The organism is Nocardia coffeae, assembly GCF_019890715.1.
GTDB lineage: Bacteria > Actinomycetota > Actinomycetes > Mycobacteriales > Mycobacteriaceae > Nocardia > Nocardia jiangxiensis.
Map to the genome: position 1 here is coordinate 531,631 of NZ_JAINZY010000001.1, position 25,190 is coordinate 556,820.

Consider the following 25,190-nt stretch of genomic DNA (forward strand, 5'->3'; position numbering starts at 1 on the left):
GATCGACTACCGCACAAATCTCGACGGAAGAAGAAATACGAATGTCCGACAAGCCGAACTGTGACGATCTCCTGCGCAGATTGGTCGGTGAAGCGATGGGGGCCGACGCCGAATCTCTGGACTCCGACGCCAATCTCATGGCCCTGGGCCTGGATTCGGTTCGCGTGATGAAGATTTCGGGTCTGCTCAAGCGCGAGGGAATCCGCCTGCGGTTCGCCGAGATGATGTCCGAGCCGACCCTCGGAGCCTGGTTGCGACTGACCGGCGCCACCGCATCGGACGCGTCATGACCGAATCGATGGGCGACGAACCGATCGGCGAGGACGCCGTCGCCGTGGTCGGCATGGCGCTGCGCACGGCGGGAGCGCAGACGCCCGAACAATTCTGGGCACTGCTGCGCGAGGGCCGTGAGGCACTGACCACCTTCACCGACGAGCAACTGCGCAGGTCCGGACTCGGCGAGGCCGACCTGGCCGATCCGACGCTGGTGCGCACGCGTCCGGTGATCGACGGCATCGAACAGTTCGACCCGGGTTGTTTCGGCCTCACCCCGCGGGAGGCCGAAACAACCGACCCGCAGTTGCGGCTGTTGCTCGAATGTGCTGGCGAGACACTGGAATCCGCGGCCATCGACCCGGCTCGATTCGACGGCGCGATCAGCGTGTTCGCCGGATCGGGCCCGGATTCCTACTACCAGCACCACCTGCTCCCGCTCGAGCGGCGCGATCCGGCCGCGCGGATGGACCATCTGCTGGGCAACAGCAAGGATTTCCTCGCCGCGCGCATCGCCTGGTCGCTGGGCTTGCGCGGTCCCGCGGTGAACGTGCAGGCCGGCTGCGCGACCTCACTGGTCGCGGTGCACCTGGCCGTGCAGAGCCTGCTGGCGGGGGAATCCGATCTGGCCCTGGCCGGTGGCGCGACGATCTACGTGCCCCAGTACACCGGCTACCGCTACCGCGAGGGCGGAATCAACTCGCCCGACGGACATTGCCGCGCCTTCTCCGCCGCCGCCGACGGCACCACCCCCGGCGACGGCGTCGCGGTGCTGGCGCTGCGGCGACTTGCCGACGCGATCGCAGACGGCGATCCGATTCTCGGCGTGCTGGAAGCGACGGCGGTGAACAACGACGGCGCGGGCAAGGCCGGCTTCGCCGCACCCGACGCCGGTGCGCAGGCCGAGGCCGTCGCCGAGGCGTTGAGCGTGGCGGGTATCGACGCCGACGACCTGGACTACCTGGAAACCCACGGCACCGGAACCGCACTCGGCGACGAGATCGAGATCGCAGCCCTGAGCGAGGGGTTCGAGGGTCTGCTGCGCGATCGCGGTCACCGCGTGTGGATCGGCACGCACAAACCCAATGTGGGCGATACCTGGGCCGCCGCAGGGGCTTTGGGCCTGGCCAAGGTGCTGCTCTCGCTCACTCACGACGAACTGCCGCCGAGTATCAACAGCGCGCCGCTCAATCCGCGCATCGATTTCGACGCCACCCCGTTCACGGTCAATCCCGCGTTGCGGGCCTGGCCGGAGCACGAGTCCGGGCGGCCGAGGCGCGCGGGTGTGCACGTCTTCGGGCTGGGCGGCACCAATGCCCACGCCGTCCTCGCGCAGGCCCCGCACCGTGCGCCCGCCGCACCGCCGCGCGCCGCGGAACTGCTGACGCTGTCCGCTCGCAGTACGGTCCAGTTGCGCGACATGCGCAAGGAACTGGCCGATCATCTTGCCGCGCACCCGGATACGGATCTGCGCGCGTTCGCGTGGACGTTGCAGTCCGGTCGCCAGTGCCTTCCGGTGCGGGCCGCGTTCCTGGTCACCGATCCCGCCGAGGCCGAACGGGTACTGCGCGACGATTCGCTGGAATCCTCGAACTTCACGGCGTCCGCGACCGCGGACACCTCGCCCGGTATCGATGTCGATCTGCTCACCGGCGAGACGTATCTCGCGACACTGCGCACGGTCGGCCGGGCCTGGCTCGACGACCGTGCCGATATCGATCCGGCCATCCTGCGCGGCGGGCACACCCCGGTCCGGCTCGCCCTGCCGGGCCATCCCTACCTGCGTCAACGCTGCTGGGCAGCGGACCCGCCGCAGGAGAGCGTCGAGTACGCGACCGCGGAACCCGCCGCATCGGTCCATCCCCGCCCGATCACCCTGCCGCCCTATGCCGAGCCCGGCACGGCCACCGAGACCACGGTGACGCGGATCTGGGCCGCGGAGTTCGGCTTCGACCGGATCGGCATCCACGACGAATTCTTCGACCTGGGCGGGCATTCGCTGCTGGCGGCGCGCATCGTCGACCGGTTGCGCGAAGCCTGCGCCGTGGACCTGTCGATCCGCGAATTACTCTCCGAGGCAACGACTCCCGCCCAGCTGGCGACACTGATCGATGCGCGCGAGCGGGTCGAGACCAGCCAGGACGCACCTGCCTGGCAACCGGGTATGCGCATACCGCTCAGCGCCGCACAGCGGCGGATGTGGCTGTTCATGCAGCTCTACCCGGCCTCGAGCGCCTACAACATCGGATTCCCGATGCGGCTGCGCGGCGCCGTCGACGTCGAGGCGCTGCGCCGCGCGGCGAACCGGCTGCTGGCTCGGCACGCCGCGCTGCGGACCCGGTTCGTCGTGCACGAGAACACCCCGTTCGCCGTCGTCGACGAACCGGACGACACGGTGGACATCCTGACCGTACGCGACCGCGACGACCGCACCGCCGAACAGTGGATCGGCGAGATCGACTCGGCGCCATTCGATCTGGGTTCCGGTCCGCTGGTGCGACTGGCCTTCGCACCCGCCGGGAATCCGGACGGACCGCATCTGATGCTGCTGTGCGCACACCACAGCATCGCCGACGGGATGAGCGTGGCCGTCCTGCATGCCGAACTGGCCGAACTGTACGCGGCCGACCTCGACGCGCGCACCCCGCGACTGCCCGCGGCCGTCGCGCAGTTCCCCGATCTCATGCTGCGTCGCGAGGATCCGGCCAGGCGTGCCGAACATGCTGCGGCACTGGACTATTGGCGTACGCGCCTCGCGGGTGAGCCCGCCGTGCTCGACCTGCCCGCCGACCGTCCGCGTCCGGACACCCCCACGTTCGCCGGACACGCGCACACCTTCGACCTCGCCGCGGAACCGTCCGCCGCCCTGCGCGCGCTCGCGCAAGGTCAGCACGCGAGTACGTTCGCGCTCGTCACCGCGGCGTTCGTCACCGTGCTGCACCGGCTCACCGGCCAGGCCGACATCCTGACCGGCACCGTCACCCACGGCCGCCTCGACGCGGCCGAACGCGATGCGGTCGGTTGCTTCGCCGACACCGTGCTGCTGCGCGAACGCATCACGCCCGACCTCGCCTTCAGCGCCCTGCTCGGCCAGGTACGCGACACCATCGGCGAGGCGCTGGCCCACCAGTCGGTGGCCTTCGACGAACTGGTCGCCGAACTGGGCTGGGACGCCACCGCCAACCGGACGCCGATTCCGCAGGCCATGGTGATCGGCCAGCAGCCGGTACAACCCCTGCGAATGGGCGGGGTCATCGGCGAGCCGATCATCGACCGCGTCGACACCGCGCGATTCGATCTGGTGTGCAACGTCTGGGAGGAGGACGGCCGCATCCGGGGCGCGGTGACCGGCGCACTGGACATCTTCGCGGTCGAGACCATCGCCCGGATCGCCGAATCGATCACCGCGGCGCTGGAATACCTTGCCGTCGAGCCGGATTCGCCACTCGCCGATGTCTCGATCGTCCCGGCCGTCCAGCGCGAACTGGTGCGCACGGGATGGACCGGTGCGGCACATCCGGATTCGGCCGAGGTCTCCAGCACCGGAATTCCGCGCGGCGCACGTCCGCCCTCGGTGCCCGAACTCGTCATCGACGCGTCGCGACGCGATCCGGCGGCCGTCGCCATCACCACCGATTCGGCGACGCTCACCTACGGTGAACTGCTCGCCGCCTCCGAACGCCTGGCCCGCAGACTGCTGGACGCGGGCGTGGCGCGCGAACAGATCGTCGCGGTATCGCTGCCGCGCGGCATCGACTACGTCGTATCGCTGCTGGGCGTGATGCGCGCGGGCGCGGCATTCGTGCCCGTCGACACGACCTGGCCCGTCGAACGCCGCCGCCAGGTGCTCGCGCAAGCGGGCGTATCGCTCATGATCGCCGATCCCGATGCGACGGACGTTGCGCCGCAGGGTATCTCGGTGATCGATGTGCGGTCCGAGGCAGAACCTGGTCGGCACACGCTGCCCGCGGTGGATCCGGAGCAGCTCGCATACGTGATGTTCACCTCCGGCTCGACCGGAACGCCCAAGGGTGTGATGATCCGGCACGGCGCTATCGGTTACCGGCTGCGCTGGCAGCAGGATCTGCTGCGGTTCGGGCCGTCCGACGCCGTGCTGTTCAAGGCGCCGCTGGGCTTCGACATCTCGATCAACGAGATCTTCCTGCCGCTCGCGGTCGGCGGCCGCCTGGCCATCGTGGCTCCCGAGCGCGAGGCCGATATCGGTCATCTGCTGGAGGTGATCGAGCGCGACAAGGTCACCTTCTTCTATGTCGTGGCCTCGATGCTCGATCTCATCCTCGACCGCCGCGACAGCGCCACCCGGGCCCGCTCGCTGCGCTATGTGTGGTGTGGCGGTGAGGCTTTGACCGACGAGCTGTACCGGCGATTCGCCGCCGCCTTCCCCGAGGCGACCATGTTCCACGGGTACGGACCGGCCGAGGCGACCATCGGCGTGGCCTGCCGCCGGTACACGCCTTCGGGCGGTGCGAGTACCGCGGTCACCATGGGTACGCCCAATCCCGGTGCGCGCGTGTATGTTCTGGATCGCCGGTTGCGGCCGGTCCCGGCCGGAATGGTGGGCGAGCTGTATATCGGCGGGCTGCCGCTGGGCCGCGGCTACGTCAACGCACCCGGCCGAACCGCGGAATCCTTTGTCGCCGATGTCGTTTCCGGGCTGCCCGGAACTCGCCTCTACCGGACCGGCGATCTGGCGAAGTTCACCGCGACCGGGGAGCTGCAGTTCTGCGGCCGCGTCGATCACCAGGTCAAGGTGCACGGGCACCGGGTGGAACTGCCGGAGCTCGAGGCGGTGGCCCTGCGCCACCCGGCGGTGCGCCGCGCCGCGGTCGTCCTGGATTCCGACGGCGAACTCGCGGCGTTCTGCCAGCCCGAGGACGGTGCGCAATGCGATGTGAATTCGTTGCGGCAGTGGTTCACCCGGTGGGTTCCGGCCTTCATGGTTCCGCGCGGCATCACCGTCCTGGACCGGATTCCACTCACCGATGCGGGCAAGGTCGACCGGAAGGGATTGGCGGCTCTGGCCGTTCCGCAGCAGGACGAGGCAGTCGACCGCATCGCGCCCAGCGGTGACACCGAGCTGCGCCTGGCCCGGATCTGGTGCGAGGTGCTCGGCGTCGAATCGGTCGGATCGAACCGCAACTTCTTCGAACTCGGCGGCCACTCCATGGCCATGGTGCGCGTGCAGAACCTGATCGACGCCGAATTCGGCACCGAGATCGCGCTGCTGGAGTTGTTCGAGCACACCACGATCGGCCAGCTGGCCACTCACCTGGACAAGCGGCGAACCGGCGACGGGGACGAGTCCCGTGCGGAGGCCCGAGTCGACAGCGACGCGGTCGCCGCGGCCCGGCGACGCGCCGAGGCGGCCAAGACCGCACAGCGGGCGGCGGCCGCACGCCGGAGGAACAAGAAATGACGACCGAACGCTACGAGCCGTTTCCGCTGACCGATACCCAGCGGGCCTACCTCATCGGCCGCGGTGACTTCTATCCGCTCGGAAACGTCTCCACGCACGCGTATCTGGAATACCGCTGCGTGATCGACCCGGACCGCTTCGCGGCGGCCTGGGCGCGCGTGGTGGACCGCCACGACATGCTGCGCGCGGTGGTCGATCCGCGTACCGCCACCCAGCGGATCCTGACCGAGGTGCCCGATTCCGGTCTGGTCCTGCGGGATCTGCGCGGCATCGACGAGTCCGCGGTCGCGGCGCAGCTCGCCGCGATCCGCGACACGATGGCGCACGAGGTGCGCGCGTGCGATCGGTATCCGATCTTCGGCATGGCGCTGTCGCTGCTGTCCGACACCGATCGGGCGCACGAGGTGCACGCCCGATTGCACGTCGGCATCGACGGATTGACGCTGGACTACGCGAGTTGGCATGTGCTGCTTCGTGATCTGTCCATCTGCTACGACGATCCCGAGGCGACGCCGCCCGCGCTCACCTGTTCGTTCCGCGATTACGTCCTCGCCGCACAGGATCTCACCGATCCCGAGGACATCGCCGAGGCGGACGAGTACTGGGACCGGGTGCTGCCGGATCTGCCCGGCCCGCCGCAACTTCCGCTGCGCCGCGAGCCGGAATCGGTCACCCATCCCCGATTCGATCGGCTCGACGACTGCCTCGACGCGTCGACCTGGTCGCGGTTGCAGTCCAGCGCCACCGAGCACGGGCTCACCGCCAGCGGACTGATGATCGCCGCCTTCGCGCAGGTCGTCGCGCACTGGAGCGCGACACCGCGCTTCACGCTGAACGTTCCGCGGATGGGCCGCAACGAACTGCTGGACGGCGTGCAGGACGTGGCCGGCGAATTCGCCACCTTCACCCTGCTCGATATCGACGCGAGCGAACGGGAACCGTTCGCCGACTTCGCCTTCCGAGCCCAGCGCCGGATGTGGGAGGCGCTCGAACACGGCGTGATCAGCGGTACGGAACTGCTGCGCCGACTCGGCGAACTACACGGCGCCGAACACGGGCCCGTCCTGATGCCCGTGGTGCTGACCAGCACGTTGGCCTTCTCCAAGGGCGATTCCGCGCTGGTGCGCGCGCTCGAGCCGGTCTACCACATCACCTCCACGCCACAGGTGTACCTGGACGTGCAGTTGGAGGAACGGCTCGGTGAGCTGTACATCAACTGGGACTACGTGCGTGATGTGCTGCGGCCCGGCGTCATCGAGGCGATGTTCGCGGCCTGGTCGGCACTGTTGCGCAATCTCGCGAGCGACGAAACACATTGGCGCAGTGTTGATCCGATCAGCTTTGACGCCGCGTCCGTGAATGATGAACTACCTCGACAGAACGTCGCCTCCACTGACAATCCACTGGATAGCGCGGCACCCGAGGATATCCCGGCGCTCGCCGACGATGCCGATCTGGCGCACAACGACTTTCTGGAGCAGGTACGGGCACGCCCGGAGGCACCGGCGGTGCGCGGTGCGGACGGCCGCGAATTCACCTACGCACAGGTGCACGCCCAGGCGTCGGCCATCGCGTGGTGGCTGCGCGAGGTATCGCCGGAACCCGATGCGCCCGAACCGATCGTCGCGATCGTCATGGGCAAATCCCCCGCACAGATCGCCGCGGCGATCGGCGTGCTGTGCGCCGGAATGGCGTATCTGCCCATCGATCCCGAACTGCCGACGTCCTCGATCGCCGCGCTGCTGGAGCGGGCGCGGCCGATCGCGCTGCTGACCGACACCGCGACCGAGCAGGTATTGCCGCAGGCCGCACCGCCCACCCTCGCCGTCGACCGGCTCGCGCCCTCGCCTCAGCTCGGACTTCCGCAGACCACGACCACCGCGCGCAGCCTGGCCTATCTGCTGCCGACGTCCGGATCGACCGGCGAGCCCAAACTCGTCGCGGTCGAGCACGGCGGCGTCGTCAACTGCCTGCGCGCGACCGCACGCACCTTCGGCATCGGTCCGCAGGATCGCTCGCTGGCGGTCACCGCACTGCACCACGACATGTCGCTGTTCGACGTGTTCGGCGTCCTGGGCGCGGGCGGCTGCGTCGTGGTGCCCGACGCGGCCCGGCGCACCGATCCACAGCATTGGCTGGCGCTGATGTCCGAACACGGTGTCACCCTGTGGAATTCGGTGCCGGCAATGATGCGGATGCTGCTGGACTACCACCGGGAGAACCCGGCGGCCGAACTCGGTTCCGTGCCGCTGCGACTGAGTTTCCTGGGGGGAGACTGGTTTCCGCTCGAGCTGGCCGCCGACTATCGCGCCGTCTTCGATACCGCCGAGCTGGTCAGCGTCGGCGGCCCGACCGAGACGACCCTGTGGAACATCTGGCATCGCGTCGGCGATCCGGCCGGCTATCCGGACTGGATCAGCGTGCCGTACGGCAAGCCCATCCCCGGCGCGCGCTATCACCTGCTCGACGAACGCGGATTCGAATGCCCGGACTGGGTGGTCGGCGAGATGTGTTGCAGCGGCATCGGTGTGGCCCGGGAGTACCGGGGCGATCCGGAACTCACCGCACAGCGCTTCGTCCGTCATCCGGTCACCGGCGACCGGCTCTACCGCACCGGCGATCTGGGGCGGCGCCGGCCGGACGGCACCCTGGAATTCATCGGCCGACGTGATTCACAGGTCCAGTTGCGTGGCCGCCGGGTAGAGCCCTCGGCCGTCGAGGCGGCGCTGCGGACTCATCCGGAGGTGCGAAATGCCGTCGTCACGGCGGTGCCGCAGACCTCCGGACCGGGACATCGCGCGCTGATCGCCCACGTGGTGGCCGATGCCGACGAACCGACGCTGCGCGCACACCTGCTCGATCGCGTCGCGGGATATCTGGTGCCCAGCCGGATCCTGGTCCTGGAGACACTGCCGCTCACCGCGGGCGGCAAGGTCGATAGAGCGAAGTTGACCGCGCGCGGTCAGGCGGCCCTGAACGACTCGGTGACCGTGGAGACCGACAGCACCACGGATTCCGCGCTGACCACGGTGATCGCCGCCGCCTGGGCCGAAGTCCTGGGCCTGGACCGGGTCGGCCCGCACGACAACTTCTTCGCCCTCGGCGGAGATTCGTTGTCCGCCACCAGAATTCTGGCCCGGCTGCGGCGAGAGCTGGCGGGCTGCGAGGTGTCCGCACGCGCCGTGCTGGCCGGTATCGACGTCGCGACCTGCGCACGGGAACTACTCGCGCACGCGGGCCAGGCGATCGAGCAGACCGCACGTCGTGCCCTCGACGACGGACCCGCACCCGAGTCCACCGGACCCCGGACCACCTTCGAGGGCGGATCCGCACCGGATACCGGGACGCTGTCCGCTGCCCAGCGGCGCATGTGGTTCGCCGAACGCCTCGCCCCCGGACGCGCGGCCAACCATCTGGCGGTGACGGTCCGGCTGGACGACGCCCTGGACCCGGTTGCCCTGTGCGCGGCCCTGGCCGACGTGGTCGCCCGGCACACGGTTTTGCGCACCGTCTACCGCGTCGACGCGAACGGCCTTCCCACGCAACATATTCTGGACTGGAGCCGCGACGAAGCATCCCGCACCGCACCCGTCGGCGATCCGAACACCCGGACAGATGCGGTTCGGCCTTTCGAGGTCGCCCGGATCAGCGATCCCGACCCGATCACCCATGCGCATGCCGAGGCCGTCCGCCCCTTCGACCTGAGTGCGGAGCTGCCGATCCGGGCGGGCCTGGCCCGGGACGAGACCGGGGACGGCTGGCTGTTGTGGATCGCGTTGCACCACATCGCCTTCGACAACAACTGCTGGGACATTCTGTTCGGCGATCTCTCCGCGGCCTATCGCGCCCGGCGAGACGGCGAAGTCCCGGCACTCGGCACGGCGGGAAGATATCTGGATTACGCACTGGCGGAGGACGATCGCGCACACAGCGTCGAATACGCCACCGCTCGCGACTACTGGCGTTCGCGTCCGTTGCAGGCTCGCCCGGGCTCGACCCTCCCTCCCCGTGGCGGCCGCAGGGCCGTCCGGAAACTGACCACGACGGATCTGGACGCGGTCGCCGAAATTGCACGTATGCACAGGATTTCAGAAACCTCGGTATTGATGACAGCCGCGGCGATGACCATCGCGCGTCGGACCGGCCGCGACACGGTCACACTGGCCGTGCCGGTGATCGACCGCGGTGCGCCGGGCGCGGAATCGGTCCTCGGCAATTTCGGCAATCTCGTACTCGTCGACATCGATCTCGCGGCCGCCGATCCGCTCGCGGAGGTCGCCGCCAAGAGTATCGAAGCCTATGCGCACCAACAGGTTCCGTTCGACGTCGTGGTGGCCGACCAGCGCGCGGCCCGGCCGGGCGAATCCGGCCCGCTGTTCGACGCCGTCTTCTCCGCACGCGGCGAACTGGCGGGCGCACTGGCGCTCGACGGCGTGCGCACCACCCTCACCCCGATCGACCTCGCCACCGCGCGATTCGACCTGGTACTCGAATCCGTCGACAGCGGCGGCGGACGCCAACTCGGTGTCGTCGCGGACCGGGATCGCTACCCCGCCGACGACATCGAATCCCTGCTCGGCGAATTCCACACCACACTCATCGGCCTGTGTTCTCCGTCGGCCTGCCACCCCCCGACCACGGCCCGGAAGGAAGTTCAGATGACCGGCACCAACGAATTCGAGGAACTACCCGAAGGGCCCGACGCGGACGCCATCGCGGTGATCGGCATGGACGGCCGGTTCCCGGGCGCACCGGATCTGACGACCTTCTGGGACAACCTGATCGAAGGCCGGGAGGGCGCACAGGAATTCAGCCTCGCGCAATTCCTCGCCGCCGGAGGGACCGAGGCCGAATACAACGATCCCGCGCTGGTGCGGGTCGCCTCGACCGTCGAGGGCATCGACCGATTCGACGCCGATTTCTTCGGCTACCGCCCGTCCGAAGCCGAACTCATCGACCCGCAGCAACGCCTGTTCCTGGAATGCTGCCACCAGGCCCTGCAACAGTCCGGTCAGGTGCCTGACCGCTTCGACGGCCGGATCGGGGTGTACGCGGGCAGCAGCCAGAGCCGCTACTTCCTGGAGAACGTGTACCCGCACGTCATGGACCAGGCCAATTCGATGGCGTCGCTGCCCGCCACCTCGGGCAGCTCCCCCGGCGGCATCGCCACCCGGGTGGCCTACAAGCTGGGTCTGACCGGTCCGGCGATGAGCGTGCAGACCGCCTGCTCCACCTCGCTGGTCGCGATCCACGTCGCCTGCCAGGATCTGCTGAGCTACCAGTGCGATGTCGCGCTGGCCGGTGGCGCTTCGCTGAATCCCAATCCGCACCAGGGATATCAGGCGATCACCGACGGCCCGCTGTCCCCGGACGGCCGCTGCCGCGCCTTCGACGCGGGCGCGAACGGTATGTTCCCCGGTGATGGTGTGGGCGTGGTGGTACTCAAGCGCCTGGCCGACGCGCTGGCCGACGGCGATCCGATCCGCGCGGTGATCAAGGGTTCCGCGGTCAACAACGACGGCAGCCGCAAGGCCGGTTACGGCGCGCCCAGTGCGCCCGGTCAGGTGGAGGTCATCCTCGCCGCGCAGGCAGCGGCCGGGACGACCCCGGAGGACATCGGCTACGTCGAAGCGCACGGCACCGGCACGCCGGTCGGCGATCCGATCGAGCTGCGCGCCCTGGACGACGCGTTCCGCACCGGCACCGACCGCACGGGCTACTGCCTGCTCGGTTCGGTCAAGACCAACCTCGGCCACCTGGACGCCGCGGCGGGCGTCGCCGGATTCATCAAAACCGTTCTCGCCCTGGAGAACCGGACGATACCGCCGAGCCTGCACTACTCCGCGCCGAATCCCCTGTTCGATCTCGACGCCAGCCCGTTCCGGGTCGTCACCGGCCCGACCGAGTGGACCGAATCGCTGCCGGAGCTGGCCGCGGTCAGTTCCTTCGGCATCGGCGGCACCAATGCGCACGTCATCCTCGGGCGTGCGCCACAACGCGAGCCGGACCGCGAAAATAGCGTCGCCCCAGAGGTTCTCGCGCTGTCCGCACGCACCCCGGAGGCGCTGGGGCAGGCCGCCGAGCAGTTGGCGGCGCATCTGGCGGCGCATCCGCAGCTCGACCTTGCCGATGTCGCGCACACCTTGCGCGTCGGGCGCGAGGACTACGAATTCCGCACGGCCGTAGCGGCTTCCGGAATCGAGGAGGCCCGCGACGCACTCGCCGCCGCGGCGCCCGCACACGCCCGCGCCGACCGGCCGGTGGTCCTCGTCCTGCCCGGCGGCGGCACCGACTACGCGCAGATGGGCCTGGGGCTCTACACCTCCGAACCGGCGTTCCGCGAGGTCATCGATGCCGCGGCCGCGGTCGCCGAGCCGCTGACCGGCGTCGACCTGATCGCCCATCTGCGCGATCCGGAAGGGTTCGCCGAATCGGGCGATTCGGCGGTCGCGTTCACGGGAATCGTCGCCACCGAGATCGGGCTCGCGGCGACCCTGGCCCGCTACGGCGTCACCCCGGCCGCACTCATCGGCCACAGTCTCGGCGAATACGCCGCGGCCTGCATCGCGGGCGTCATGAGTCTCGAGGACACCATCCGGGTGGTGATCGAGCGCGCGCGTCTGCTGGACCGGGCGGGCGGCGCAGCCACCAGCGTGCTGCTGGGCACCGACGAACTCGGCGAATACCTCACCGCGAACCTCGGTATCGCCACGGTCAACGGACCGCTGCACACCACGGTGTCCGGTCCGGTCGACGAGATCGCCTCGCTGGAAACCGTTCTGGAGGCCAAGGGCGTCGACGTCAACCGGCTGCCGCTGCCCGCCGTGCACTCGTCGCTGCTGGACCCCGAATTGCCCGCGCTGGCGAAGGTTCTGGCGACCGTCACACTGAGCGCACCGCGAATTCCGGTGATCTCCAACGTCTCCGGCACCTGGCTCACCGCGGCCGAGGCCGCCGATCCCGACTACTGGCTGCGGCACACCCGGCAGACCGTTCGCTTCGCCGACGGTATCGACACCCTGGTCAAGGAACACGCACCGCTGTTCGTCGAGGCCGGACCCGGCCGCGGACTGACCCGGCTGATCGAACTGCAAGCGGGTAAGGACGCGGTCGGGGCGCCGGCCATGCGGCATCGTCGCGACGAGAGCGAGGATCGCATCGTCCTGCTCCACGCGCTCGGCGGCATCTGGGCCGGCGGCGGCGCGGTGGATCTGGCCCTGACCGGCTCCCCGGCGGCGCAGAAGGTGACCCTGCCCGGCTATGCCTACCAGCGTCGCCGGTTCTGGATCGATCCGCCCGCCCGCAGCGCGACCCGGCGATTCGACCTGTTCGGCTATCTGGATCGGCGGGAAGACGAACTGCGTCAGCAGATTCCGGTCGAACATGTGGAACAGGGCCTGGATTCGCGGCTGGAAGCACTGTGCGCGCTCTACGTGACCCGCTTCCTGCGTGAGATCGGTTGCGCCACAGCGCCGGGCATGCTCATCGACCCGGCGGCGATCGCCGTGGAGCAGAAGTTCGTCGCGCCCTACGAGCGATTCTTCGACGCGCTGCTGTCCCTGCTGCTCGCCGACGGGTATGCGGTGCGCGAGGGCGATCGCCTGCGCATCACCGACAAGCCGTGTGACGAAGGCGAACTCGACCGCGAACGCGCCGCACTGCTGACGCAGTACCCCGACGCCGAGGAGGAACTGGCCTTCCTTGACTACTGCTCGGCCCGCTACCGCCAAGTGTGCACCGGTGAGATCGCCGGAACCGAGGTGATGTTCGCCAACGGATCGGACGACCGCTCGACCGATGTGGTCGACAAACGTCTCGCGCACAGCGACGTCGCGATCTACACCCGTCTGGTCGGCTCGGCGCTGCGCGAACTCGCCGCCGGTCGCGACCGTCCCCTCCGGATTCTGGAAGTCGGTGCGGGCCAGGGCTATCTGACCTGGGTGGTGGCCGAGGCGGTGCACGGCACGCCGGTCGAATACACCTTCACCGACCTCGGGCGTTCGTTCGTCGTCGCCGCACAGCGCAAGGCCCAGGAGGAGGGCTACGACTGGATGCGTTTCGGCGTGCTGGACGTCACCTCGGACGCCGAGGCACAGGGCTTCACCGAGCCGTTCGACGTGGTACTCGCGTTCAACGTGCTGCACGCCACCCCGGAACTGGCCACGACGGTGTCGAAGGTGCATTCGCTGCTCGCCCCCGGCGGCAGTCTGCTGCTGCTGGAATCGGCTCAGCAGCGCCGGGTTTCGATGCTGACCGCGGGTCTGTTCGAGGGCTGGTGGTACTTCACCGACTCGCTGCGCACCCATTCGCCGCTGGTCTCCCCGAAGCAGTGGGCCGAATTGCTGCGCGGCGCCGGATTCGCCGAGGTGCGGGTACAGGCCGATGTGGACACGCACGAGGGTCCGATACCGGTGGACCACGCGCTGATCATCGGCACCCGCGCACTCACCGGCACGGCCGACGCGCCGGAGCAGCAGGCCCCGGCCGGTCGCGGAATGTTCGGTGGCGGATCGGCATTCAACGCCCGGCCCAACCTGTCGGTCCCCTACCGCGAACCGGACGGGCCGTTGCAGGGCCGGATCGCCGAGGCGTGGCAGGCGGTGCTGGGCATCGACAAGGTCGGCGCCGACGACGACTTCTTCGATCTCGGCGGCGAATCGCTGCTGGCGATGCAGCTGGTGACCAGTCTGCGCAAGGAGCTGGGCGTGAGCCTGTCGGTCAAACAGTTCTTCTCCTCGGGCAATCTGACCGTCACCGGGCTGGCCGAACTGGTCGAACGCGCCCGGTCGGACAACGGCGCGGAACGCGCGGCCGACGTGATCATCCCCAGCGCGCGACGTGCGGTGCGGTCATGAGCGAACAGGAGACGCTGAGCTTCCCGGCCTCCTTCGCTCAGCAGCGAATGTGGTTCCTGCACAGGCTCGATCCCGGCGATCCGTCCTATCACGTGCCACTGCTGCTGCGCATCCGCGGACCGCTGGACGCCGGGGCGCTGGCCGGAGCGTTCGCGGATGTGATCGACCGCCAGGAGCAGTTGCGCACCTCGTTCGCCGATGTGGACGGCGACCTCCAGCAGCGAGTGCATCCGCGCGGCACGTTCGAGTTGAGGCGGCACCGCGTCGACGCGAGCGATGCGGCCGATACCGAACTGGTCGACCGGCCCGCCGTCGCCGCGATTCTGCGCGAGCTCATCGACGCGCCGTTCGACCTGGGCGAGCCCGGTGCGCTGCGGGCGGCGTTGCTCGACCTCGGCGGCGAGGACCGGTTGCTGGCGATCGTGGTGCACCACATCGTGGTCGACGGTCTGTCGCTGAAGATTCTGCTCGGCGAACTGGACGCGTTCTATCAGGGGCGCACCGCAGGTGTACCGGTTGTGTTGCCCGCGTTGGACATTCAGTACGCCGACTACTCCGAATGGCAGCACGGCAGAACCGACCAGGCCGCGCTCAACGCGGAGCTGGCGCATTGGCGCGGGCTGTTCCCGGATGGACTCGCCGATTCCACCGTGCCGACCGACCGGCCGCGCTCGGCGACGCGCACCTCCAACGGTGCGCGGCACGAGTTCGATATCGACGCCACGGTCGCCGATGCCGCGCGCCGGCTCGCCCGCGGCGACGGCGCGACGCTCTACATGGTGCTGCTGGCCGCCTGGGCCGCGACCGTCTCGCGGGCCAGCGGCGGCTGCGACGACGTCACCGCCGCAACCCTGCTCGCCAATCGCGACAATCCGCAGATCGTCGATCTGATCGGCCTTTTCGTCAACACGCTGCCGATCCCGGTCGATCTGAGCGGGCAGCCGACCTTCCGTTCCCTGCTCTCGCGCGTGCGCGCCGCGACCATGGACGTCTTCGCCCACCAGGACGCACCCGTCGAGCAGATCGTGCCCGCCCTGCGCCGGAGCCACGACACCGGCGAGGTCACCTTCCCGCTGCTGTTCGCGTTGCAGAACTTCGCCGACGCCCGGGTGCGCTTCGCCGATCTCGATGTGGTGCGCATCGACGAGGACGAGCGCTCGACCCGCTTCGAACTCGAACTGCACATCTGGGAGCATCCCGATCGGCTGCGCGCGGCCATCGTCTACAGCACCGATCTGTTCGACGCGGACACCGTCGAACGGTTGGCACAGACCTTCACCACGATGCTGCGAAACTGCTGCGCCGCACCGGATCTGGAGTTCGGCCGACTCGCGCTGCCCGGCGAATCGGTACTGCCCGCCTCCCCCGGGCTCCGACCGGACCGGCAATCCGGCCACACCGCCGCGCCCGATCTCGACCGACTCACATCGACCACCGAAGCGGCGCGGCCTGCCTCCGCACGCCACCGAGATCCCTTGCCGGACCGCCAATCCGAGCACAGTGCCGCATCCGATGTCGGCCGGCGCACCTCGCGCGCGGAGTCGGAGGTGCCCGACTCGAGCACTCGCCGAGATACCGAGGCGGACCCGCACTCCGCTGACGAAGCCACAGCGAGCCGCGACCGACTCGGATCGATCATCGAGTCGATATTGTCCAGCTTCTCCGGACAGCGAGTATCGTTGCCGGACTCACCTTTCCGGCCCGACGCCGACTCGGTGGCGCGGTACGAGGCCATACTGCACGAGGCGGGGGTGCGTCCCGGCGACGTGGTCGCGACCGCCGGGCACCCGCGCTCGAGCGATGTGCTGATCGCCGCGCTCGCGATCCTGCGTCGCGGCGGCGTGTGGCTGCCCCTGGATCCGCGTGACTCGGATGTGGCGCTGGCACAGGAGATCGCCGCGGCCAACCGCTGGTACCGGGCCGAGAACTGGTACGCCGCCGGCTTCCGGACACCGGGCGTTCACCAGCTGCGCGCACCCGGCAGTGTCGAATCCGGCGACGCCGCTACCTCACCGCCCGCCGACCTGACACCCGATCGGCCCGCGATCCTCGCCACCGTCGTCGACGGCCGAGTGCTACTGGATCGCGCAACCGTGGCCACGCAGGTGCAGACCATGCGGGCCTGGTTCCCCGGCGATGCGAATCGGACGATCTGGCTCGGCGATGCCGCGCACGCCACGGATATACTCTGGGCCGCAAGCGAATTCGGTCAAATCAACGACACGCCGACACCAGGCGACGCCGACGTGGCACTCGGCTCGGGCGCGGAACTGTCCGGCTTCGAGGGCACGGCGATCGCCGTCGGCGAATCCGTCGCCGCCCCCGCGCACACCCACACCGTCTACGGCGACGAAGCCCACGGCTGGTACCTGCGAGTCGACGCCGACGCGAGCGCGTACAGCCCCGGCGAACTGACCGTGCGCGACCACTTCGGGGCAGTAGTTCCGCACGGCTTCCGTGGCGATATCCACATCGATGCCGAACCGACCGGGTTGCGCGGCGCCATCACCGGGACGCGACTGCGTATCGACACCGACCGCGCCGACACCGCAGTGTGGACCGGGCGCGGTCCGGCACTCGCCGCCCGCGTGCGCGATGCGCTGCTGACGCTGCCGCAGTTGCGCGAAGCCGCCGTGCTGTCCCGGACGAACGCCGCGGGTCTGCGCGAAACCATCGCCTACGTCTCCCGGACCACCGCCATCGATGGGCGCGCGGTGCTGCGCCTGCTCGACGACGACGTGCCGCGCGCACTCGTCCCGGACGCCGTGGTCACCCTCCCGGGCGCACTACCGCTCGACGCGACCGGCCGCATCGATACTGTTGCCCTGCAACGCATTCCCGTCCTCGATGCGGTGGAGACCGAACGCATCACCGCGGCGGCCGTCGCGGCGGGAGCAGCCACCGCGACCACCGACAAACCGCTGCCGCCACCCCTGCGCCGCACGGCCGTCCCGGCCGCGGCCGCCACGGCGAACGGCGAGGGCGTCCCCGGCACCGGTCCCGCGCTGTCCGACGGCGGTCCGCAACCCGAACCGCGCTGGACCGCCCTCGGTCCGGCGCTGGTGGCCGCCGCCGGTGGCAGCGGCAGCATCCGGCATCTGCGCGCCACCGACGCCGACACCGTCTCGAACTACGGCGAACTGCTCTCGCGGGCAACCGCTCTGGCCGAGGCGCTGCTCGACGGCGGCAGCCGGACCGGCGACCCGGTCGTCCTGCAGTCCCGCGACACCGAGGATTTCTTGGTCGGCGTGTGGGCGTGTCTGCTGGCGGGCCTGGTCGCCGCACCCGTTGCCGCCCCGGTCGACTACACCACGGCGAGTCCGGCGCGCGATCGGTTCCTGCGTATCTGGCAGAACCTTGAACAGCCGATCGTGCTGGCCGGGCGCGACGAGTACGACGCACTGCGCAGGTGGCACACTCCGGACGGAGATCCGTTGCGCGCCATCGGCATCGAGGCGTACTCGCGCGGCTCCGCGAATCCGGACAACCACTCGTCCCGTCAGCTGCCGAAACTCGGCCCCGACGACGTCGCACTGCTGATGTTCACCTCCGGCAGCACCGGCGCGCCCAAGGGCGTCGAGCTGACGCACGGCAATATCCTGCGGCGCGGCGAATCCCTGCGCACCGTCGAGGATTTCACCGGCTCGTACGTCTCGTTCAACTGGATGCCGCTGGATCACGTCGGCGGCGTGGTGATGTGGCATCTGCGCGACGTCTACCACGGCGTCGATCAGATCCACGCGCCGACGGACTGGATTCTCGCCGACCCGCTGCGCTGGCTCGATGTCATGGACCGCTACCGGGTGACGAGCACCTGGGCCCCGAACTTCGCGTTCGGACTGGTCAGCGAGGCTGTCGGCGCATCGCCCGAACGCCTCTGGGACCTTTCCGCACTCCGGATGACCCTGAATGCCGGCGAGGCCATCGCACCCGCGGTCGCGGCGGCGTTCCTGGACGCGCTGGCTCCACACGGCCTGGCCGCCGACACCATGGTCCCGGTCTGGGGTATGTCCGAAACCTGTTCCGGCGTGGTGTATTCGCCCCGGTTCCGCAGTGCCACCTCGCGCGCGGACACCTTCGCGCACCTGGGCGCGCCGATTCCGGGATGCCGCATCCGCATCGTGGACGACGCGGATCGGCTGCTCGCGACCGGTGAGGTCGGCCGTCTGCAGGTATCCGGAGCCACCGTGACCCGCGGCTATCGCAACCTGCCGCAGCAGAATTCGGCTTCCTTCGACGCCGAGGGCTGGTTCGACACCGGCGATCTGGGTCGCATCGACGACGTCGGCAGCCTGCAGATCACCGGCCGGGCCAAGGATGTCGTCATCATCAACGGCGTCAACTACCCGTGCCACGAGATCGAAGCCGCGGTCGATCGGCTGGACTGCACCCTGACTTCCTGGTCGGCCGCGTGCGCGGTGCAGCAGGGCGACGGCGAGCAACTGATCGTGTTCTGCCGTCTGGCGGGCGACGGCGATGTGGCCTCGGCGGTATCGGCGATCCGGGCCGCCGTCGTTGCGACAGTGGGTGTTTCACCCGCCGTGGTACTGCCGTTGCCCGAGGGCGTGATCACCAAGACCGAAATCGGCAAGATCCAGCGTTCGGCCCTGCGCGAACGTTATGAGCGCGGCGAATTCGCGACCCTCACAGCCGATCTCGCGGCCCTGGGCGTCGCCGCCGGGGATGCCGGCACCGTCGCCGATCATTTCTTCGACCTGACCTGGGCGCCCAGACGGCTCGAGGCCGATGCACCGTCGGATCCAGGCACGGTGATCACCGTCGGCGCCATCGAGGGTGCGCCCGCCGAGGCAACCACGGTGGACGACACCGCCACGCCCGCACAGGTATTGGCGGCACTGGCCACCGCACTGTCCGAGTGCCCGCCCGGCGCCTCGGTGACCGTCGTGACCGAGACGGCGTTCGCCGTCGACACGGCGGCCGACCCACTGCACGCCGCGTGCGCCGCACTGGTGGAGACCGCACGGGCCGAACTCGAGCAGTTGCACATCCGCCACATCGACACCGCCGCATCGGTCCCCTCCGAGACTCTCGCCCGCGAGATCGCCAGCGGCACAGGTGATCCGGTGGTCGCGCTGCGAGATGGCCGATTCGTACCGCGGCTGCTGCGCAACACGACCCCGCTGGATTCCGAACCGCCCGCGCCGGGTGATTTCTACCTGGTCAGCGGTGGCCGCGGCGGTGTCGGCACCTTGGTCACCGCACACCTGCGACGCCGATACGGGTTGCGGCTGCTGGTGATCGGCCGCTCCGAGGCCCCCGCCGATTCGGACGGAATCCGCCACGCCGTCCTGGATCCGACCGACGCCGAAGCCCTGCGGCAGTGCGTCGAGACAGCGGAGACGGATTTCGGGCGACGCCTGGACGGCGTGATCCACCTCGCCGGACATTTCGCCGAACAGCCGCTGGCCGAATCGACGGCCGAGGATTTCGACACCGCACTCACCGCCAAGGCATCGGTCGCCGAAACCCTGATGCGCCTGGGCGATTCGCGGACCGACCTGCACTGGATCGGATTCTCCTCGGTCAACGCCGTATTCGGCGCGGCGCACGCCGCGGCATATGCGGCGGCCAACGCCTATCTCGACGCGCTCACCGGACAGTTCGCGGCGCGCGGGCATCGCACCCGGTCGATAGCCTGGTCGACCTGGCACGGCGTCGGCCTGAACCGCGCCAGCACGCTGAGCGATCTGGGCCGGGCCAACGGCTATCGCGCCCTGGATCCGGCCGAGGCACTGGCCTCTCTGGATGTGTGCCTGCGGCGCGAAACCCCTTACCCGCTGGTCGGACTCGACCCTCGGGGGGCGCGGATCGCCGGACTGCTCGCCGTCCCCGACCCGACGACCACCGATCTGGTGCTGCGCCTCGATGCGGCATCGCGCGACCGAGTGCTCGGCGCCCTCGGCACCGTGCGTGACCGCTTCGGTGTGCCTGTGCGCATCGAGGTCGCCACCACCGACGCACCCGGTGACGCCGACGCGGGCTCGGACACCGGAGGACTGGACGCCACGATCGCCGCGGTGTTCGGTGCGGCGCTGCGCGTCGGCGAGTTCGGGATCCACGACAGTTTCTTCGACCTGGGCGGCACGTCGATCAGTGCGATCCGTGCGCACGCGCTGCTGGAAGATCAGCTGGGACAGCACTTCTCGCTCGCCGAACTGTATCGGAGCCCGACGCCGTACCGGCTGGCGCACACGCTGCGGCCGGTGCGGGTGGTCACCGCGGCCCAGCGCGTCGCCGCACGAGCACAGCGGCGCCGCGCCGCCCGAGCCACGCCCCGATGATCCGGCCGCCGGTTCCCGATATCCGTCACCTCTTACCCGACCACCGAGTATTTTGTTACGGTTAGGCTAACCTTACAGAGCCGGGCCGAACTCCGTTCGATCCGAGTTCGGCTCCGGCGGTGGGTTTTCGGACGGGTAGCAGTTAGTTCGCGAAGAAGAGTTGGGAGGATCCTGTGGCTGCGGTTCCAACGCAGGCAAACGCCGAGGCCGTGGTCGTCGAAGGCGTCGAGAAACGATTCGGTGCCGTGCACGCCCTCCAGGGAGTCAGCTTCACCGCGCCGGTGGGCAGCGTTCTGGGTGTGCTCGGACCGAACGGGGCGGGTAAGACGACGACGGTATCGGTGCTGTCCACCCTGGTCCGGCCGGATGCGGGGCGCGCGACGGTCGCGGGATTCGATGTGGTGCGCGATGCCGCGTCGGTGCGCGCATCGATCATGCTCACCGGGCAGTACGCGGCGTTGGACGACCTGCTGACCGGGCGGGAGAACCTCGTACTGTTCGGCCGTCTGCTGGGAATGGGCAGCAAGGCCAGCAAGCAGCGGGCCGCGGAACTGCTCACCCAGTTCGATCTGGAAGAGGCCGCCGACCGGCGCGTCGGCCAGTACTCGGGCGGTATGCGCCGGCGCATCGACATCGCCTGCGGTCTGGTCCGGCTGCCCAAGGTGGTGTTCCTGGACGAGCCGACCACCGGACTGGATCCGGTGAGCCGCCAGGCGGTCTGGTCACTGGTGCGCGATCTGCGGCACGAGGGCGTCACGGTGCTGCTGACCACCCAGTACCTCGAGGAAGCCGATGTGCTGAGCGACAACATCATCGTCATCGACAAGGGCCGGGTCATCGCGGAGGGCACGGCCAACGATCTGAAGGCGCGCTCGGGGCCCAGCTATTGCGAGGTCGTCCCGGTGGAGTCCTCGGACATCCCCGCGGTGGCGAACGCCCTGTCCGGTCTGGGAGAGGTCACCATCGCCGACGCCGGGGACCGCGTCTCGGTGCCCGCTCCGGGCGGAGCCGCGACGTTGACCGCGGCGCTGGAACGCATCTCGGCCGCCGGAATCGAGTTGGTGGACATCGCCCTTCGCCGTCCGTCGCTGGACGAGGTGTTCGTCAAGCTGACCAAGTCCGACGCGAATTCCGGCGCCGAAGCGGTGCAGGCATGAGCGAACAGGCCACCATCGCGCTGCCACCGACCGGCCTGCAGTGGCGCGCACTCAGCGGCCGCACCGTGCGCGCCGCGATCCGCGAGGGCGACCTGGCTTTCGGATTCCTCGCGCCGATGATCTTCTTCATGTGTTTCTATGTGCCGCTGCGACATTCGATGGAGCGGTCCGGGATGAACTACGCGCAGTACCTGCTGCCGGTGATCGTCCTGCAAGGCATGTTCTTCACCGCCATGTCGGCCGCCGACCGCGCGGCCCTGGACACCTCGAGCGGAATGGGCACGCGATTGCGCTCGATGCCCGTGCGGCCCTGGGTGCCCATGGCCGCGCGGATGTCGGCCAACGCCTCGCGCGCGTTGGTGGCCATCGCCGGTGCGCTGGTGATCGGTTCGATCTTCGGGTTCCGCTTCCACGACGTCGGCACCGCGGTCGTGTTCGTGGTGCTCGCGCTGTTGTTCGCCGTCGGCGTGGTGATCGGCGCCGACGTCGTCGGCACCGCGACCGGTAATCCCGAGATCGGCGGGCAGATCCTCCTGCTGCCGCAACTGCTGCTGATCATGGCCTCGACCGGATTCGTTCCGGCGGAAGGCTTTCCGGGATGGATTCAGCCGATCGTCCGGTGGCAGCCGGTATCGGTGTGCAGTGACGCGTTGCGCGCGTTGTCCGCGGGCCGGTACGACTCGGTGGGCTCGGCGCTGGCGTGGGCGGTCGCCTTGATCGTGGTGTTCACCGCGGTGTCGGCACGGATCGGAAGGCGAGCACGATGACCACGACGACACAGCAGAACGACACCGCGACCACGCACGCGTCGCTGGTCGGGCAGAGCCTGATCCACGCCGGCCGACTGCTGCGCCGTTGGCAGCGCGAACCCGAGATCATGGTCCAGTCGCTGATCTTCCCCACCGTGCTGCTGCTGATGTACCAACTGGTGCTGAGCAGATTCCTGTCCGCGTCCTCCGGACGGGCGAGTATCGAGGGCTTCGTTCCGCTGGTCGCGGTGACGGCCACGATGTTCGGCGCGATGGCGAGCGGCACCTCGCTGCACGCGGAGGCCGAGAACGGCCTCCTGGACCGCTGGCGAGCGCTGCCGGGCCATCGGGCAGCCATCCCGGCGGGCAGACTGCTCGCCGAATGCGCGCGCACGCTCGGCGCGACGGTGCTGCTGCTCCTGATCGGGGCGGTGCTCGGGCTGCGCTGGCACACCGGCCTGTTGTCCGTGCTCGGCGCGCTGCTCGTCCCGGTGCTGCTCGTGGTGGGATTCGCGACGATGGTGATGGCCCTGGCCATGAGCCGTGCGGGCGCGAAGATCGTGGAACTGTCCTCGATTCTGATCCTGCTCGGCATGTTCTTCAATTCGGGATTCGTTCCGGTGGACCAGTATCCGGGCTTTCTGCAACCGGTGGTCCGGGCTCAGCCGATGAGTGTGGCGATCGACGCGATGCGCGGTCTCATCTCCGGCGGACCGGTGGCCCTGCCGGTGTTGTACACGGCACTGTGGTCGGTGGGACTGACGATCGTATTCGGCGGGCGGATCATTCGTAGCTTCCGCAAATAGCAATCGGGGCGGAGAACCGATGACGAATCACTTCACCTCCGCTCGGCGCGGTCAGTGGATCGCGCTGAGCGGGCGGGCGGTTCGCACCGCACTACGCGAGCGAGATCTGGCGTTCGGATTCCTCGCCCCGATGCTGTTCTTCGTTTCTTTCTATTTACCGCTGCGCTATTCGATGGCGGTCGTCGGCTACGACTACGCACAGTATTTCCTCCCGGTGATCGTTGTGCAGGGAATGTTCTTCACCGCCATGTCCGCCGCCGACCGGGCGGCGCGCGATGCCGCGAGCGGCGTGCAGGTCCGGCTGAGTTCGATGCCGATCGAGCCGTGGGTCGTGATGGGCGCCCGGATGTGGGCCGATCTGGTTCGCGCGGTGGTGGCGATCGCCGGGGCGGTGGTGATCGGCTCGGTGTTCGGCTTCCGTTTCCACGACGCTGCCGCCGCGCTGGTCTTCGTGGCCGTGAGCCTGTTGTTCGGCGCGGCGCTGGTCCTGGGCGCGGACGCGTTGGGCACCGCCACCGCCACGCCCAAGATCGGTGCACAGGTCCTGGTCCTGCCGCAGCTGTTGCTGATCATGGCCTCGACCGGATTCGTTCCCGCGCAGTGGTTTCCGGGGTGGCTACAGCCGTTCGTCCGCAATCAGCCCGTCTCGGCGCAGGCCGATGCGCTGCGCGAGTTGGCCGTGGGCCGGTACACCTCGGCGCTGGGTCACGCAGTTGTCTGGTCGGTCGTATTGGCGGGAATCTTCGTCGCGGTATCGGTGGCTGCGCAGAGGAGGAAACGGTGAGTCGATCCGCGAAGATGAGCGACCCGTTCGGCGGGAGCCTCCCCACTCAGGCTGTCGTACACGCTCAACGCCTGCTGCGGCGCTGGAGCCGGCAGCCGGAGGTCCTCATCCAATCGTTGGTCTTCCCGCTGGCGTTGCTGCTGATGTACGAGGTCGTATTCGGCAAATTGTTCACCCTGACCTCGGGACACGGCAGCATCTACCGGTTCGTTCCGCTGGTCATGGTGATGGGCGCGCTGCTCGGTGCGATCGCGACGGGCGGATCGCTGCACAAGGAGCGCGAAACGGGACTGCTCTGGCGCTGGTGGGTGCTGCCGGGAAGCCGTGCGGCCGTACCGATGGGCGGGCTCTTGGCGGAGTGCGTGCGCGCCCTCGTCACCGGCGTGCTGTTGCTGGCGGCCGGAGTCGCACTCGGACTGCGGTTCCACCGTGGCTGGTTCGCCGCCGCCGCGGCGGTATGCGTGCCGGAATTGCTGCTCGTCGGACTGGCGACGATGGCGATCGGCCTGGCCGTGACGCACATCGGCAAAAGCATGGTGGAATTGGCCGGTCTGCTGATTCTGCTCGGCGGGTTCTTCAATACCGGATTCGTTCCGGCCGAACAGTATCCGGGCCCCTTACAGGAAATCGTCCGGGTGCAGCCCATGAGTACCGCGGTGGATGCCATGCGCGACCTGCTCTACGGCGGCCCCGTCATGACACCGTTGCTCGAGACCGCCGCCTGGTCGTTGGGATTCGCAGTGATATTCGGCACCATGGCCGTACGCAATTATCGTGTCGCCGTGCAGGATATCCCTGCTCATTGATATTCGCCGATAATATCGAAG

9 protein-coding genes are annotated in these 25,190 nt (G+C 69.0%); all 9 read left to right on the forward strand.

Annotated features, from left to right (window positions below; translation table 11 throughout):
• Positions 1-41: 41 nt before the first annotated feature.
• The 9 genes from K7711_RS02195 to K7711_RS02235 all read left to right on the forward strand — a co-directional run bounded on the left by K7711_RS02195 (position 42) and on the right by K7711_RS02235 (position 25,169).
• The gene (locus K7711_RS02195; protein WP_222964376.1) at positions 42-290 is read left to right on the forward strand and encodes a phosphopantetheine-binding protein; all 249 of its coding nucleotides are present in this window, start codon (positions 42-44) and stop codon (positions 288-290) included.
• On the forward strand, positions 287-5,710 hold the full coding sequence (locus tag K7711_RS02200; RefSeq protein ID WP_222964378.1) for a non-ribosomal peptide synthetase: 5,424 nt from the start codon (positions 287-289) through the stop codon (positions 5,708-5,710). The genes K7711_RS02195 and K7711_RS02200 overlap by 4 nt, the downstream gene beginning before the upstream one ends.
• Positions 5,707-14,565 (forward strand): hybrid non-ribosomal peptide synthetase/type I polyketide synthase, encoded by an 8,859-nt coding sequence (locus K7711_RS02205; protein WP_222964380.1) that lies wholly within the window; start codon positions 5,707-5,709, stop codon positions 14,563-14,565. Before K7711_RS02200 ends, K7711_RS02205 begins: the two co-directional genes overlap by 4 nt.
• Positions 14,562-20,867, forward strand: coding sequence for an SDR family oxidoreductase (locus K7711_RS02210; protein ID WP_222964382.1), 6,306 nt, complete (start codon positions 14,562-14,564; stop codon positions 20,865-20,867). The genes K7711_RS02205 and K7711_RS02210 overlap by 4 nt, the downstream gene beginning before the upstream one ends.
• 173 nt (positions 20,868-21,040) lie before the next feature.
• A complete protein-coding gene (locus tag K7711_RS02215; RefSeq protein WP_222964384.1) occupies positions 21,041-22,024 on the forward strand; it encodes an ATP-binding cassette domain-containing protein in 984 nt (327 codons plus the stop codon).
• Positions 22,021-22,791 (forward strand): ABC transporter permease, encoded by a 771-nt coding sequence (locus tag K7711_RS02220; RefSeq protein WP_222964386.1) that lies wholly within the window; start codon positions 22,021-22,023, stop codon positions 22,789-22,791. The genes K7711_RS02215 and K7711_RS02220 overlap by 4 nt, the downstream gene beginning before the upstream one ends.
• Positions 22,788-23,579, forward strand: coding sequence for an ABC transporter permease (locus K7711_RS02225; RefSeq protein ID WP_222964388.1), 792 nt, complete (start codon positions 22,788-22,790; stop codon positions 23,577-23,579). Before K7711_RS02220 ends, K7711_RS02225 begins: the two co-directional genes overlap by 4 nt.
• A gap of 19 nt (positions 23,580-23,598) precedes the next feature.
• A complete protein-coding gene (locus K7711_RS02230; RefSeq protein WP_222964390.1) occupies positions 23,599-24,363 on the forward strand; it encodes an ABC transporter permease in 765 nt (254 codons plus the stop codon).
• Complete coding sequence (locus tag K7711_RS02235; protein ID WP_308014412.1) at positions 24,360-25,169, forward strand: ABC transporter permease; 810 nt, start codon at positions 24,360-24,362, stop codon at positions 25,167-25,169. Before K7711_RS02230 ends, K7711_RS02235 begins: the two co-directional genes overlap by 4 nt.
• Positions 25,170-25,190: the final 21 nt, after the last annotated feature.

What these genes read in the sequence shown, in the direction of transcription:
- K7711_RS02200 (WP_222964378.1), top strand. Translation starts at nt 287, where the DNA reads ATGACCGAATCGATGGGCGACGAACCGATCGGCGAGGACGCCGTCGCC.
- K7711_RS02230 (WP_222964390.1), top strand. Translation starts at nt 23,599, where the DNA reads ATGACGAATCACTTCACCTCCGCTCGGCGCGGTCAGTGGATCGCGCTG.
- K7711_RS02225 (WP_222964388.1), top strand. Translation starts at nt 22,788, where the DNA reads ATGACCACGACGACACAGCAGAACGACACCGCGACCACGCACGCGTCG.
- K7711_RS02205 (WP_222964380.1), top strand. Translation starts at nt 5,707, where the DNA reads ATGACGACCGAACGCTACGAGCCGTTTCCGCTGACCGATACCCAGCGG.
- K7711_RS02195 (WP_222964376.1), top strand. Translation starts at nt 42, where the DNA reads ATGTCCGACAAGCCGAACTGTGACGATCTCCTGCGCAGATTGGTCGGT.
- K7711_RS02220 (WP_222964386.1), top strand. Translation starts at nt 22,021, where the DNA reads ATGAGCGAACAGGCCACCATCGCGCTGCCACCGACCGGCCTGCAGTGG.
- K7711_RS02210 (WP_222964382.1), top strand. Translation starts at nt 14,562, where the DNA reads ATGAGCGAACAGGAGACGCTGAGCTTCCCGGCCTCCTTCGCTCAGCAG.